Annotated in this window: 12 protein-coding genes and 1 pseudogene; 2 read left to right on the top strand and 11 right to left on the bottom strand. The window is 36.6% G+C overall.

All coding sequences use genetic code 11. From position 1 onward, the window contains the following. Positions 1-32: 32 nt before the first annotated feature. Positions 33-437, bottom strand: a complete 405-nt coding sequence (locus AOC36_RS02845) for a MerR family transcriptional regulator (protein WP_232505385.1) — start codon at positions 435-437, stop codon at positions 33-35. Between the two features lie 62 nt (positions 438-499). Between AOC36_RS02845 and AOC36_RS02850 the strand changes: the two genes are divergently transcribed. Further along, positions 500-1,225, top strand: coding sequence for a nitroreductase family protein (locus AOC36_RS02850; protein ID WP_067631230.1), 726 nt, complete (start codon positions 500-502; stop codon positions 1,223-1,225). 823 nt (positions 1,226-2,048) lie between these two features. Continuing rightward, complete coding sequence (locus AOC36_RS02855) at positions 2,049-3,611, top strand: bifunctional metallophosphatase/5'-nucleotidase (protein ID WP_067631234.1); 1,563 nt, start codon at positions 2,049-2,051, stop codon at positions 3,609-3,611. 115 nt (positions 3,612-3,726) lie between these two features. Here AOC36_RS02855 and AOC36_RS02860 read toward each other — a convergent pair whose 3' ends face one another. The 10 genes and pseudogenes from AOC36_RS02860 to istA form a co-directional block, all read right to left on the bottom strand. After that, complete coding sequence (locus AOC36_RS02860) at positions 3,727-4,917, bottom strand: MalY/PatB family protein (protein ID WP_067631237.1); 1,191 nt, start codon at positions 4,915-4,917, stop codon at positions 3,727-3,729. Further along, positions 4,914-5,990, bottom strand: a complete 1,077-nt coding sequence (locus AOC36_RS02865; RefSeq protein ID WP_232505386.1) for a M24 family metallopeptidase — start codon at positions 5,988-5,990, stop codon at positions 4,914-4,916. Before AOC36_RS02865 ends, AOC36_RS02860 begins: the two co-directional genes overlap by 4 nt. A 45-nt stretch (positions 5,991-6,035) precedes the next feature. Next, positions 6,036-7,358: a PTS sugar transporter subunit IIC gene (locus AOC36_RS02870; RefSeq protein WP_067631240.1), complete on the bottom strand. Its 1,323-nt coding sequence runs from the start codon at positions 7,356-7,358 to the stop codon at positions 6,036-6,038. A gap of 2 nt (positions 7,359-7,360) precedes the next feature. Next, entirely contained in the window at positions 7,361-7,702 is a 342-nt protein-coding gene (locus AOC36_RS02875) for a PTS sugar transporter subunit IIB (RefSeq protein WP_067631244.1), read from the bottom strand. A gap of 2 nt (positions 7,703-7,704) precedes the next feature. Continuing rightward, positions 7,705-8,019 (bottom strand): PTS sugar transporter subunit IIA, encoded by a 315-nt coding sequence (locus tag AOC36_RS02880; RefSeq protein WP_067631247.1) that lies wholly within the window; start codon positions 8,017-8,019, stop codon positions 7,705-7,707. Continuing rightward, the gene (ypdE, locus tag AOC36_RS02885; protein WP_067631250.1) at positions 8,012-9,067 is read right to left on the bottom strand and encodes an aminopeptidase; all 1,056 of its coding nucleotides are present in this window, start codon (positions 9,065-9,067) and stop codon (positions 8,012-8,014) included. The genes AOC36_RS02880 and ypdE overlap by 8 nt, the downstream gene beginning before the upstream one ends. Positions 9,068-9,070: 3 nt before the next feature. Then, the gene (locus tag AOC36_RS02890) at positions 9,071-10,939 is read right to left on the bottom strand and encodes a BglG family transcription antiterminator (protein ID WP_067631255.1); all 1,869 of its coding nucleotides are present in this window, start codon (positions 10,937-10,939) and stop codon (positions 9,071-9,073) included. A 239-nt stretch (positions 10,940-11,178) separates the two neighbouring features. After that, positions 11,179-11,997 (bottom strand): annotated as a pseudogene (locus AOC36_RS12435) (tyrosine-type recombinase/integrase). 456 nt (positions 11,998-12,453) lie between these two features. Further along, entirely contained in the window at positions 12,454-13,200 is a 747-nt protein-coding gene (gene istB / locus AOC36_RS02900) for an IS21-like element helper ATPase IstB (protein WP_067630339.1), read from the bottom strand. 11 nt (positions 13,201-13,211) lie between these two features. Continuing rightward, positions 13,212-14,660 carry an IS21 family transposase gene (gene istA, locus AOC36_RS02905; RefSeq protein ID WP_157777120.1) on the bottom strand — a complete coding sequence of 483 codons (1,449 nt, stop codon included), beginning with the start codon at positions 14,658-14,660 and terminating at the stop codon, positions 13,212-13,214. Positions 14,661-15,657: the final 997 nt, after the last annotated feature.

A 15,657-nucleotide genomic window follows, 5' to 3' on the forward strand; every position in this document is an offset into this window, starting at 1 on the left:
TACTCCATGTCAAGCTTTGTTAAAATAATTAATCATAAAGCTTCCTTTTTGTCTGCCAACATCCGTTTATAGGTATCAATTTTTTGGTTTAGGAACTGAATATTAGCATCAATTTCTCTTTTTTTGACTTCAAGAATATCAGATTGCTTATACAGCAATTGCATTCTGTCTTCAATCGTTTCATCCCCTTGATCACGTAAGTTTGCATAGTGCTGGATGTCTTTGATTGGCATACCAATCTGCTTTAATCTCATGATAAATTCGATCCAAGCAACATCCGATTCGCTGTAAACTCTACGATTACTCTCATTTCGTTTGGGTAAAATCAACTTTTCCTTTTCATAATAACGTAGGGTATCAATCGAAAGGTTTACTTTTTTAGAAAATGCTCCAATACTATAATTCATAAGGTTCTCCATTTCATTTTTAATTTTCATGATTGACATGGAGTTAACTCCATAATATATCCTTTAAATTATACTATAAAAAGGAGAAAAAAATGAATGAAACAATAAAATTAATGACAGGACATCATTCCCACCGAAAATTCTTAAGACACTTTGTTATTCCTACGCATGAAGTCGAAGCAATCATAGCCTCAGCGAAACAAGCACCGAGTTTCGAAAATGGACAATTTTATAGTATGATTCGCTTAACCGATTCAAAACTTAAACAAAAGCTTGTTGAATTAAATCCAAATAACCCTCAAATAAAGGAATGTTCAGAGGCAATTCTATTTATTGCTGACTTATATCGAACGAGTATCGTAAGTGCTGAAAATGGTTCAGTTTATGATGTTACTGATAATCATGATGCCTTATTGACTGCTGTCTCAGATGCTACATTGGCGTGTGAAAATGCTCTAGTTGCAGCAGAAAGTCTTGGCTATGGAACTGTAATTGTTGGCGGGATCCGCCGAAATGGTTTGGATATTATTGAACTGTGCAAACTCCCTCAATATACCGTTCCATTATTCATTCTTTGCATCGGTAAAGCAACAGATTCAACGAAAATCAAACCTCGCCTGCCAAAAAATATTACCCTTTTTGAAAATGAATACAAAAGAATTGATTATAATTCAATGTGTCAATATGACGATACAATGAAAAAATATCGTGATACAGGAATTGATAAGCCATGGATTTCTAAATTTGTACATTACTTCAAAAAGAATAAACTGCAAGTAACGACAACCGTTTTAAGAAAACAACGTTTGATAAAATAAATAACTTAGGACTGATTTACTCACAACATTGTTTATAGTTTTGTCACCAAAATTCGTATAAGTATCTATATTAGGATCCAACTTTTCATCAGTAAGTGTTGGTAAGGCAGGTGTAAATAAGGTGCAATTAGCCTTTGAAGTGTACCCAATATGCGCTCTTAAGTTTTGCATCTTAAAATAAAACAACCCTCTAAATATGGGCATTTAAAGCTCACATTTCGAGGTTTTCTTTTTGTAAGCAACAATTGTATAATGGACGTTAGTGAATTGTTTTTCAAAAAATATTAATTTTTGATTTACTTCGGTATTTTTTGTTAAAGGCTACCTTGAATACGTTCTCTAGAGTTTTTTATAACATGATCGCGATAATTAAATCAATAATAGTTTTCATGTGCTTAAGAGCAACTGTACCCTATGAGTGATTCCCTTATTGTTCTCAGGTGAGTATAGGTTATCTAATTTGTGTTCTAGTATATTGTAGACTACAATGGCAACAAAGAAAATCAGACAATGCGCATAAATAAGATCCTGAATTCTCAAAATAATGGTCTTGCTTTAAACTCACCTTTTGGGATGGTTGGTACCAAGTGGATTTCGACTATGCTCTTTAGCGTTCTAATAAAGAAAAAAACGGAAAATAATGAAAAAACAATCTTAAAAAGCAGCCATTTGGTTTAATATAAAAACTTATTCTTCAAAGGGTAAAACATCCTAAAAATTGAAGTCATTGGTTGTGCTATAATTTTTCATAGGTAAAAAGCTTATGTTGTACACTATTTAGGACTAATGAGCAGGATTCATGAAAAGAAAGTTGGAAATATAGATGCTGAAGAAATTTAAACGCTTTGGACTGATTATCAGTATACTCTTGATGATGAGTGGCTGTACAAGCAAGCAAACAGTTGAAAATTCGCCGATTGATTTATTGGCTGATGCAATTGTACTTCATACCAATGATACACATGGATATGTGAAGGCAGATGATGAGAATGGTGTGATTGGGTTTGATACGATTGCTGCAATAAAAGAGCGTGTTGGGGACAAAGGGTTATTACTGGATGCAGGGGATATGTCAAATGGAATCCCATTTGCTTCTAAATCAAAGGGACAATCCCCCATTGAAGTGATGAATGCAGTGGGTTATGATGGGGCGACATTGGGAAATCATGAATTTGATGTTGATGGCAATGTTGATGCGATTCTTGAAGCAGCTGATTTTCCATTTATGTCCGCAAATACACGATATAAAGAAGATGGAAGCCTCCTAACACATGCCCATCAGATTTATACGATCAATGGAGTTAACGTTGGGGTGTTTGGCTTAACGACAACAGAGTCAGCATTGAACCCTGTATCAACCCGTGATCTTGATTTTGGAAATCAAGAATCTATCATCGAAGATGCGCAAGCTCAAGCCGATGCATTAAGCGCTCAAGGGTGCGATATCATTATTGTTTTATCACATTTAGGGGTGAATGAAGTAGAGGGTGGTGCAACAAGCCTTGATATCGCAAAGGCATTGGGGGATAAAGTGGATGTCATTATTGATGCACATACACATACATCACCCCTTGAAAACAAAGAAGTGAATGGTGTTCCAATTGTGAGTGCTGGTGGGGAAACTGATTCCAATGTAGGGTGGATTACATTCACTGAAAACAGCAATGATGACTATGATGTTGAGGTTGGTTTTATTGATTATAATACTGCCCGTGAAATGTATACACCAGTGTCAAGCATAACATCACTCATCGATGAATTGAATGGTCCAGTTGAAGCAATGGCGACAAAGGTTGTGACGCATGTTGATACACATCTTGATGGTGAACGTGAAATGATTCGAACACAAGAAACAAATCTTGGGAACACCCTTGCGGATGCTGTATTAGCATTTACGGATGCTGATATTGCGATGTTAAACAGTGGGGGAATCCGTGCTTCAATTGATGTAGGGGATGTTACAGAACTGGAAATCTATACAACCTTTCCTTATGGCGATAGTGTGTATGTGTCAAAAGTGCTTGGAAGTGTCATCCTAGATGCTTTGGAAATCGCTGTGTCAAATTATCCGGAAGCGGAAGGAACTTTTGCGCAAGTAGCGGGGTTGGTCTTTAGTTTTAATCCATCACAAGATATTGGAAATAGAGTGACATCAGTCACTGTGAATGGCGAAGTGCTCGATACTACCAAGGAATATGTACTTGCAACCAATGATTACTGGGCAACAGGTGGAGATGGCTATGATCTCTTTATTGAGCCTTTTAAAACACCGTATGATTATGATAAACCGCAGGAATCTGTGTACATAACGGATGTCTTTTTGTGGTATCTGAATCAAAAAGAAGGGGTAACTTCAAACGTTGAAGGAAGAATTATAATTGAGTAAGAATTGTATGAAAAGAAGGTCGAAGGACCTTCTTTTTGACGGAAATTATCGTAGATTGCATACTGTATAAGCATAGGAGATTTGCGCATGAAATGCTGATATTAAAATTAACATATTATGGGTGTTTATATTGCATTTGTAGAAGTGCTTCAAATCGGTTGAAGACGGTTTTAAGGACTTCTTTTTGTGTCCCAAGATTTAAACGTACCCAGCCTTGTCCATGATCGACAAAGTAACTCCCAGGGACCATGGTAACGGCTGCTTTTTGAAAGAAGTTAGTGAGTGCTATCTCATCTTCAAATACATCTTCGATATTAGCCCAAATGAGAAAACTGGAATCTGCTTTCATGACCTTTGCTTTTGGCATGTGTGTTTCAAACCAGGAATAGGCAAGATTGAAGTTTTCTTCAATATAATCTCCGAGTTCATCAAGCCAGTCTTCGCTTTCATTATATGCCGCAATCAGTGCAGGAATAACAAAGACATGAGGGCTTGTTACATAGACGCGCTTTAAGTAATCTTGGAATTGTATGCGAATCTGTGGGTTTGCGATTGTAACATAGGATGATTTTAGACCGCCCAGATTGAAACCCTTATTTGGGGAAACACAAACAATGGATAAATCTTTAATGTTAGGATGTGCATTCCATAGGGAGACAAAGGTTGTTCCTTTGTGGATAATGTCACGGTGGATTTCATCGGATATGAGTAGGACATTGTATTTGAGGCAAAGTTCACTCAATTGATATAATTCTTCCTTTGTCCAAACGCGTCCACTTGGATTTTGTGGGGAGCAAAGGATGAATGCTTTGACTTGATGTTCGATAAACTGTTGTTCCATGAGTTCAAAGTCAAAGTAGTAGCGCATGTTTACAAGCTTGAGTGGATTTTTAATGAGTCTACAGTCTCCGTGAAAAACGGCATCGGCAAATGGTGCATAGGCTGGTGTATTGATCATGACTGCATTGTGTGGACTACAAAATGTTTGTATGATGTAATGTAAAGTGCCGCATGTTCCAAAGGTGAGTTGAATCCACTCTTTCTTGAGTTCAATATTGAAACGCCGTTTATTCCAGTGAATGATAGCATCATAGTATTCATCATAGGTATAGGAATATCCAAAGTCTCCAAGCATGCTGCGCTCAATGAGTGCTTGTTTTATTGCAGGTGCACATTCGAAATCTAAATCTGCAATATCCATTGGAATTGCATCATCACCAAGGTGGTACTTATTTTGAATGAGGTGTTTGTCCCATTTTCTTACTTTTGATTGTCTTCGGTCTATTTTTTTATTAAAATCGGTCATTGGTTGTCTCCTTCAATTATGATCAGTGTTTTGGGGGTTTTATTTAGGACGACTGCTTTCCCGTTTGAAATGAGGACATCATCTTCAATGCGTACCCCACCCAATCCTTCGATGTAAATGCCTGGTTCACATGACATGATCATGTTATCCTCTAGAATCATTTGCGAGGATTGGTTTAGGAGCGGGAAATCTCCTGAACCCATGCCAAGTCCGTGTCCAAGTCCATGTGTAAAATAAAGACCATATCCTTCTTTTTCTATGAATGCACGCACCGTTGCATCAACGCTTTGTCCGGTTATACCAGCTTGTATCGTATCAATACCAAGTTGTTGGGCTTTTTGTACTGTTTCGTAAATTTTAAGCATTTCTTGAGAAGGGGTTTGAATGCTGATGGTACGGGTCATGTCAGATTGGTAATTGTTAAGGGTAATTCCAAAGTCGAGGGTTACCATTTCGCCTTTTTGGATTGTCTTTTGAGTTGGGCGTCCATGAGGGAATGCACCGCGTTCTCCAGATACAACGATTGGGTCAAAGGCCATGCTTTGTGCTCCATGTTTTAGGCTATAGTAGTGAATCAAGGCTGAAATTTCCAGTTCGCTCATTCCAACGCGGATTTTGTTTAGAACATCATTAAAGATTTTATCGGTCATTTCGCAGGCGCGTTTTACACTTGCAATCTCTGAGTCATCTTTGATTCTCCGAATTATTTCGAGTTCATCATCAAGTGGGATTACATTTAATCCTGCTGTCAACATTTTGTTTAAGTCAGTTGCACTTAGGTTTTTTCCTTCTACAGCAAGTGTCTCGTTTGTGCTTAGGATTCGTTTTAACACGTCAACATAGGCCTCTCCTTGTTGGTGGACAATGATGTCAAAGGTTTCTTTTAAATGTTTGGCTTCATTGATATATCGTCCATCCATAATGAGGGTCCATTTATCTTTGTGGTAAAGGACTTTGACACCACTTCCTCCCAATGCACCGACGTAGAGTTTGTTGACTTTGCCGGTAATGAGGAGTGCTTGCGCTCCACTTTGTTTGATGATGGTTTCAATTTTCTTTCGTCTGTTTATCATAGGTCCTCCTAAATATTGAAAGACGCTAACACGTAGCGTCTTTTACTAAAAGTCCAGATCAAGCTCTCCGAGTATGTCTTGTTCATCTTTACTGAAGATTTTCTTTTGATTTATCTTCTCTTCTTCTTGTCCTAATTCTTGGCGTTCCATAATCTTAAAGAATGGCCAATATAAAGCGACTGTTAAGATAAGTTGAATGAGATTTGCGACAATTGACATGAAGTCACCGTTTGTTAAGAATCCTTCAAGGAAGACACCAACATAAGGTGGATCAAAGATTGGTTTTGCGACAAGACCCCAATCCATCATAAACATTGGAAGTGTTCCGATGATAGCACCACCAAACACAAATGGAATGAACATAATTGGGTTCAGGATAATTGGTCCCCCAAATAGGATTGGTTCATTGATCCCAAAGAGTGATGGGAAGAGCGAAACTTGTCCAATCTTTCGGTAGCGTTCTGATTTAGATAATAGGCAGGCAATAACCATTCCAATCGTAATACCAGCTCCGGTAAATCCAAAGAATGCGCTTGAAGATCCGGCTGTATAGAAGTGTGGGATTGCTTCTCCTGCTTGCATTGCAGCGATATTTTCTGCGATGAATGTTGCCATAATTGGACGTGTAATTGGTCCAAAAACCGAGGAGTGAATTCCAAAGAAGAAGATTAGGCAGATCCAGAAGTTTAAGAAAAGGAGTGCCCAGGGGTTGTCCATCGATCCAACGAGTGGTGCAAGGACCTTAGTAAGAATCTGTGGTGGTAATTCACCGAATAATTGAATTGAGAAGTAACGAATGAGAATGAACGTGCCACCGACGATAATTGTTGTTGGGATGAGTTCGAATGATCTACTTACGAAATCAGGAACACCTTCTGGCATTCGGATTGTGAGGTTGTGTTCTTTACATATTCGATAAAGTTCAACAGCTACCATTCCGACAAGCATTGCAGCAAAGAGTCCTTTCGATCCAAAGTTTGAAATGGAAATTCCACCTTCAACTGTGTTTACTGATACAAAGAGGAATGCAAATGTAGCAAGTGTGATACATCCAGGAATAAAGAGTTTGTAATGATTTCCCAAGTAATATGCGATCATCATGGTTACATAGATTGATAAGAAACCAATCGAAAGGGTAACAGGTAGATCGAGTAGGTCTGCATTACTAATGATAAACTGGCTCACAGGGTTTCCTTCACCAATCATATTTGGGAGGGCTGGGATGATTGCGAAGAAGCTACCGATAATCATGAATGGTGTTGTCGCAACCATGGATGATTTAATTGCTGCAAGGTGACGTTGACGGTCAACTTTGTGGGCAATGGGCATGAGGTATTTGTTCATGAAATTTTCGAATTTTTCGAACATGTTTAATTCTCTCCTTGTTCAAGTTGATGTTTACGATAGGTTACTAGTGCAAGTTTTAATACTGTTGCACCATCCATACTTCCATAGACATCTTTGTCAATGACGGTATATGGAATGTTTCGAGGTTCACACAGGGTACCAATAAAATCTGTTTTATGTGAAACTTGGGGACCAATTAGGACGATATCCCATTGATCAATGACTTCTTCGAGTGAATCTGCAGGGATTGCAGTAAAGTCAAAGTCTTCTATATTGAGTTTTTCGCTATTTTGTATTACTTTTTTCATATTTTGCATGAGCATGTTTGTGGAAAAACCACCGGCACAGCATAAGAGTATTTTCATTTTTATGATTCCTTCCCTTCAAAGATATCAACCAGAACATCAATCAAATCGTGCGCTAATTGACTTGTCATATAGTGGTCTTGTGCGTGCACCATCAATAATGATATTGCGGTCTTACTTTCACCACTTAATTCTTTTGTGATTAATTCTGTTTGTACTTTATGTGCTTCTATATCAAGTTTTCTTGATTCTTTAAGAAGCAGTCTTGCTTGTTCGTAATCCCCTTGTTTCACACACTTTAAAGCTTCAAAGGCTTTACCTTTACTATCTCCTGCTGAAGATATCATTTGAAATATGCTTTGTTCTTGCTCATTCATCGTTAGTCTCCTTAATAAATTTTGTTACTGAATGGTAGGTATCCCAGTCGAAGGTCTCAATTATGTCAACATAGATGTCAATAATATCTTCAATATCTTGGGCGTTTACGATTGAAAATGCGCAATGTCCATACCGAACTGGCAAACATGTAACTGCTGTGGGAATTCCTTGGTTTACTTTATGTGCTTCTCCACCATCGGTTCCACCACTGTTAAACATATCAAGTTGTATGTTTTTGTTGAGTTTTTTTGCGCTTTTTTTAATAATTTCGATGAGTGCTTTGTTAGGAGCTAAGGTTCGATCAAAGTTTGTTACAATCATTCCTTCTCCAATTTGTCGCTTGTTTTTATAGGAACGGTCAAATTCATTGGAGTAACACGCTACATCAACTGGAAAGACAATATCGGGACTTACTTTGTAAGTTGCGGTTTTTGCACCGCGTATTCCAACTTCTTCACTGCTAGTACCAACGCCATAAAGAATGTTTGGATGGTCTTTACCTTGAAAACGTTCAATTACTTTCGCAAAAACATAGCATCCTAGGCGATCATCAAATGCTTTTCCAATAAGGATGTTTTCTAAATCGAGTGTTTGAAATTCTGTTGTATAGGTAACCATATCACCAACATCAATTCCTAGGTGGAACACTTCTTCTGCAGTGGTTGCACCAATATCTAAATATGTATCGGTAGCGCTTGTTCCACTGAGCGTGGATTGAATGATTCCTTCGATCTTTTTCCCGCTTTGTGTTGTGATACGTACTTTTTGCATAAACTGAGCTGTTGGTTTAACACCACCTACTGTCATAAGTATGATCTGTCCCATTGGGGTAATGTGGCGAACACAGAAACCCACTTCATCCATGTGTCCACAGATCATGATTTTCGGTCCGTTTTTATTACCGATTTTTTCGAAGATAATACTTCCCATCCCATCTGTGTCTACTGAATCTACTTTATCATTTAGCGCATCATATAGGATATCGCGTACTTCTTGTTCCTGTGCAGCAATGGCATCTGCATTACTTAAAGCTTTTAATAATTCCATGTTTTACCTCATCTTTTCATTGAGTAGTAGCATAAACTCAAGATAATTGTTTGCTTTGTGTAAGTTATTGACCAAATCGGCATCTGACATTACCTCAAATACAAATTTGGATATGCGTTGATGAAGGGTAAGCTGGCCCTTTTTCAGTGAAATCAAAAAGATTACTTTTGGCATTTCTTCAAGGTCTTCTGAAACGATTCCAATATGAATACAATCTGTCACTCCAGACATTTCAAGGGGGTGTGGTGTCGCAACACGATTTAAGAATATTGTGGACATCACTTCTTCACGTCTCATCACGCTGTCAACAAGGGAGGGTTCTGCATACCCTATATCTACAATCTTTTGAGCCATATTTTTGATGATGTCGCAATAAGACAGATTGTGATACACAGTAAACAGTGCTTCCTTAAATAACCCTCTGATTGTTTGTGATGTTGGATTGAATTGATCCAGTAAGAACATGTTTTTGATTTTTATCAAATCTTGGTCATCTATAAACTCATTAATCGTAATGACTGGAACCGTATAGGAACGGTTGAGTGGTCGAATTGTAAAGATGATGTCTGGATTGTAGAGTTCAAGTTCGGATTCGTTCATAAATGAGAATGTCTCAATTTGACTGGTTGGAAGAATGGATTCAAACTTTAGTTTTAAGAGAAAATCACTACCTCCTCCTGGCGAACACACAATTGCAACACGTTGATACTTGCTAATTTTTTTTCTAGATTCCTTCTCAATGTGAACGGCAAGATGAGTTGCCATAAAGCCAATTTCATCATGGGACACTTGAATGTTATATTCTTTTTCAATTACCTCAGCAAATAGAATTGCCATATTGAAGATTGTTGGGTAGCGAGCACTGACATCCATGACCAAAGGATTGTGAAACGCTACTGCATCATTCAGTCGTTGCACTAAGAGTGAAACATGGGAATAAAAGCTTTGTTGAAACTCATAGTCATTCATGAATTGGGTTCCATACATTTGGTCACATTGGGCAAGAAATGATAGAATAATCCGAACGAGTTTATCATCAACATCATGAGATGATGCTAAGATCAGTTTTGATTTTTCTGCTACGAATTGATTGAAAAAAGTTTGAAAATCAAGGGGTATCCTTACTTTTATGAGGTTGAATACGTACTCTGACAAATCCCTTGCTACACCATAGTTGACGACTTGTAACGGCTCGTCTTCAGGGTTATGGTTCCATGGTGTTGATAGATGGATTATGGTTTGCATCATATCGCGTGTATCATTGAGTTCAGCGTAATTCATGGTTAAGTTATTTCGACGTAAGACATGAATTAATGCTTGTTCTAAATCCTTGAAGATTGATTTATCAACGGATGGCTCATGTTTTTCATACAGATCAAGGTATTGACTCCTTAGTTCGTTATATGTTTCTATCCGAGCTTTTGTTGATACGATGAGTTTTAATCCATAATGTGCACGTCTTAACAATTGAATATCTCTTTGTCTTAAATACGCTTCTACATTATCAATATCGTTTTTTATACCAAAGCGACTCATATTAAATTGATTTGCGATTGATTCGATGGTAACAAAAGATTCATTTGACAAAAGTATTTGAAGAATCAAAGCTTCCCTTTGCTTTGGAGCGTATACAGGAGCGATTGCAATTTGTTTAAGATATACATGGTACTTACCTTTATCATTGATTTGTAAGTAATACCCTTTACCCCTTTGGAGTTTAAGGTCAAATCCATGTTGCAGACCATCTTCACTCAATTCTTTGATCTCATTTCTTACTGTTCGATTGCTGACAGTCAACAACGATTCAAAATAAGAAATATCTAGAAATCCGTGTGCTGTTGCTAATGCTTCTAAGATTACGCTTTTTCTCATTTACTCATCGTCCTTTCTTTCATTGATTTTCAAAAGCGTTAACAACTACATGTTAATTATAAAATGGAGACTAACACTTATAAAAGATTTGGTTTTTCAATCCTTTTTGGCAAAAACTTGGCTAATTAATTGTTCCTATAATAATAAATAATCATATTCGTGTTTAAAATCCTAAATATATTAAAAAAATCGTTGAAAAGTGCAATTATATTGTTAGAAGGGATAAAGAAATACAAATATCAAGCCAATTCTTGAAGTAATTCTGCTACCTCATCGTCTTTATGAGGATACATATGTCCATAGGTATCAAGCGTGGTTTGGATCTTCTCATGACCCAAACGTTTTGCTATCACAATGGGTTGAATCCCTTGTTCAATGAGTAGAGATGCGTGAGAGTGTCGTAGATCATGAACACGAATCCGTTACAGTTTCGCCTTCTCACAATAGGTAGGCATTGAATGTTCGAACTTGTGTTTGGTAAATGGAAAGATTCTCTGTGACGGTTTGATTTTATAATGAAGTTTCAGGTATTCCTGAATGTGTATGATTAATGAGGAATGGACTTTGATTTTGCGCTTTCCTTTTTCAGTCTTGGGTTCTGTAATGATATCCTCTCCATTGATTCTCTGATAAGAATGATTGATTGAAATGACATTATTTTCAAAGTCAATATCATTTGGAGTTAAAGCTAAGAGCTCACCAATGCGGATGCCTGTCCAATACAAAAGCATGTAACCGATACAATCAGTTGGATCATCAATGACATTCATGAACTGATTGAATTCATCTTTGGTAAAGAATGACATCTCCGTTGCATGCTTTTTGCCCATGGAACCTGCTTTATGACAAGGGTTATCAGAGAGATTGTAGAAACGAACGGCATAGTTGAAGAGTGCGACGAGCTGATTATTGATACATTTCAAATACGTGGGCTTGTAACCCGATTGTAAGAGCTTGTTCTGCCATCTTCGAATGTCGTGTGGCTTGATTTGATTGATCGGCTTAGAAGCGAAGTGTGGCAGGATTTTCGATTTGAAAATATGTTTCTTACTTTCCAATGTGCTTAAACGAATCCAATCACAATCAAAACGGATTATCTGTTTATCTGTTACAGAGGAACATGAGTAAAAGCGACGATGTAATTTTCACTGGGATAAAAACATCGTCCAAACGTCGCTTTTCAATTTTATTTGCCTGAAATTATGTACACAAATAATTTCATGCTGTTCATGAAGTCCTTTAAATACTGGATACTATGCATGTCATGATATTAAATCATCTCTGTTGTTATTTCTAAAAAGCAGCGATGATGCTGGGCGTTTATGGTCAGAAAGCGACGCTAAAAATATGAAGAAGCGACGATGAAAAGAGAGGTCACATTTATCCGGATAGAGAATAATAGTTGTAGTCTGGCAAGTTTAAGGAATTAGCGCTTTGTGTGGCTCGTGTGCGATTGTATTTGTCAACTGAATAATGGTCCAAATCTCAATTGAAAACTGGTCCACTACCGTTTGTCATTCTTTGCTCTTTAGCCAAGCAATTGTTTCTTCAACACGATAACTCTCTCCACTCATATTTAATAGATGTGATTTATAGGTTAAGCGGTCGACTAGAGCAGTTGTTAGAATGGGGTCTTTGAATATTTCTTCCCATCTATCGAACATTAAATTTGTTGTAATAATCATAGAGCCCACTGTTATTCTATTTGAGATTAGATTGAATAGAATTTCACTTCCTTCTTTATCAAATGATACATAGCCGAGTTCATCAAGAATTACTAGATCAAATTTTTCAAACTTCTTTTTGTATTGCGTAATTTGATTTTTTGACATAGCTTCTTTTAACTCTATAATTAGATTAGGAACGCTGATAAATAGCACTTTTTTATTTTCTAGACAAGCTTTGATTCCAAGTGCGGTCGCATAATGTGTTTTTCCCATTCCAGGATTACTCATTAAGATAATGTTTTCTTTATTTTCTATAAAGTTCAATGTTTCCAGTTCTTTAAACTTTCGTTTTAATTCTGAATTAAATTTTACAGTCGTAAAATCCTCCAATGTCTTGTTTTGAGGAAATCGAGCAGCACGAATGCGTTGTTTTATTCCGTTGTCACGACGATTGTTTCGTTCGCAATAAAGCAGTTCGTTAAGAAATTCTTGAAAATCCAATCCTTTGTGTTTCGCTTCCTGTATTGCTGCTTCATAGTGTGTTTTTATGAATGAAAGTTTTAATTCTTTTGACAATTGTTCAATTGTTTCCATTAATTTATCTCCTAGTGCATTAATTGGCTTATTTTCTTAAGTTGTTTACGTGATTGTTCTTGTATGCTGTCATCATACTCAACGGTGTCAATTGTATTTGAAACCAACCGATACTTTAAAGCATCTTTGAGCGTTTTATACGTTTCATTCCTGTTTTCTTGAAGAATTTCTATGAACTCTTTAGTTCTTGTTTTATAATGATTATGGTAGATGTTATAAAGCTCAGGATGTTGTTTTAGGACAAGTGAATTCTTTACAGATCCCGGCTTAGTCATCATTGTATTCAGATAGTGGTCCAACACAAGCTGATATTGATGATGACCATCTATCTTTTTATGTTCGTACACAAATGTGTGATTTGAATAGATGCGTATCGAATTTACGGTGTTTTTGACCGTAACTCTTTTGTGTTGGAGATAGTCTGGGACTGAATAAAAATTATTTTCAACGTGTATACAACCATACTTGTCAACACTATATACTTCGATATCAGCGAATTCATAAGGAATTCTGTAAGGTTGAAGTTCTTTCTTTTCATCTTCGATTGAACTCTTTATATTGATTTCATCAAGAGTCTGTTCAAGATGAACACATGCCTCTTCAAATGTTTCAAACTTATAGTCCTTTGCGAATACACGATTTCGAATTACCTTAACACTGTTTTCTACACTTCCTTTTTCATGACCACTTCGTATATTAGTCAGGTTAATTTCAAAATTATAATAGAGTGCCAGTTTGAGGCAATCATCATTAATTTCTTTTTCATAAGGCGTTATAAAGCGCTTCACGACGTTTCTCATATTGTCATATACAACTTCACCCCAAGAGCCTTTAGAATGCTCAAAGAAGCGAACATGTGCATCTATGAATACTTGTTTGCGTTGGTTTGGATATAAATATGCATACCGATATCCGCTTGCTGGTGATGAGAAAACAGCGAGATAATATGTTCTTGGTTCACCATTAATTAAAAGCTTTACTTCTCCAAAGTCAAACTCTAACCGCTCACCATATCGATAATCTTGTCGAATAAATGTTTCTCGTGAAGCTTGAATTTCATGCACAAAATTTCGTATGGTTGTCTGACCAATATCATGTCCCTCGCTTTTGATAATTTCAAAAATTTGAGTGACTGTTAACTTTTGCTTATGATGTCTTCCTAGTAACATATCTTTATCTTTTTCTGAATCCATAATTTCAATGATGCGTGCTTGAATTTCTTGCGTTAACTTGCGCTTACCTCGTTTGCTTGCATCATAGTGACGGTCCCCAACAATTTGATCAATGACTTCTACTTTTCTTTCGTCTGATAAATCATGATTATCAATCAATTGTATTTGACATTTATTATATTCCTGAAGATACCGTGCGACCGTCTTTCGGTCTATACCCAATTCAAGGGCAATCTTTCTGTTGGACCATCCTTTCTTTTTTAATGTGATAATTGAATATTTGCTCATTTGTGATATCACCTCTTTCACCTCCAAAAGCATTATCACACACTTCTGAAGTTATAAAAATAGTGGACCAGTTTTCAATTGAGAATTGGCCCACTTTTAGATTAACAAATACAGCGATTTTTGTCATTTTCTGGGATAAAGGGGCAGACTTCATATGTTTACGCCACTTGAAGCCTGTGTAAGGGCAGAAAGTCCATAAATCAAGAGAACATACCTTCAAACAATCAAAAATTATGATTTTATGGGTTATTTATGAAGTAAGACCTGAACGATAGCAGGTTAAAGTAAAGGGGGCACATCAGCGAGCAACGCTCGCTGAAAGAAGTATATTTTTAAGGAAATCTTGACATTAATATTTCAAGATATTAGCAAGCCATGTTACATATAAGTCACTGCGTTAAGATAGTGATGTTAAGAAAAATATTTTGCGTAAAATCTATGATCTTTTTTCGGATCCAATAGAATAAGGTAACACGCCCGGAAATAAAATTAGTATTAAGAGATAAATTCCTATTACTACAACAATGAATTTCGATGTGTGTTTCATCATGTTTTAAATGCTTTAAAACGATTCAATAACTGCGTTATCCTATGAGTATGGTTTTTGCTAAAAGAATTGTACAATATGCTATTCAACGATTACTGCTCTCACTTTGAATGAGTAATACAGCGAGCCACAATCGCTGTATTTCGATATCGGCATAATAACGGGCAAGGTAACCAATTTACCTCGTATGATCTCACAGAATATTGTCTTGAAAACGAAAAGCATGAACAAAGATGGATGTCAGTATGATAGTACAGTGATAGAATGTTTCTCTAGTACTGTGAAATTTTAGACTGATAAATCGATGCTTTTTCAAAGGGGACAAAAAAATTTGGAAACTCCAGTATCATAATATTTGCTTGGTTGGTATATCCAAGTAAGCTGCATGTGTCAAAAGGGTAAAAGACCCCCAATAAGAATAAACCAATATCTAAAGTAAACTAAGTGTAA

The organism is Erysipelothrix larvae (assembly GCF_001545095.1).
GTDB lineage: Bacteria > Bacillota_I > Bacilli_A > Erysipelotrichales > Erysipelotrichaceae > Erysipelothrix > Erysipelothrix larvae.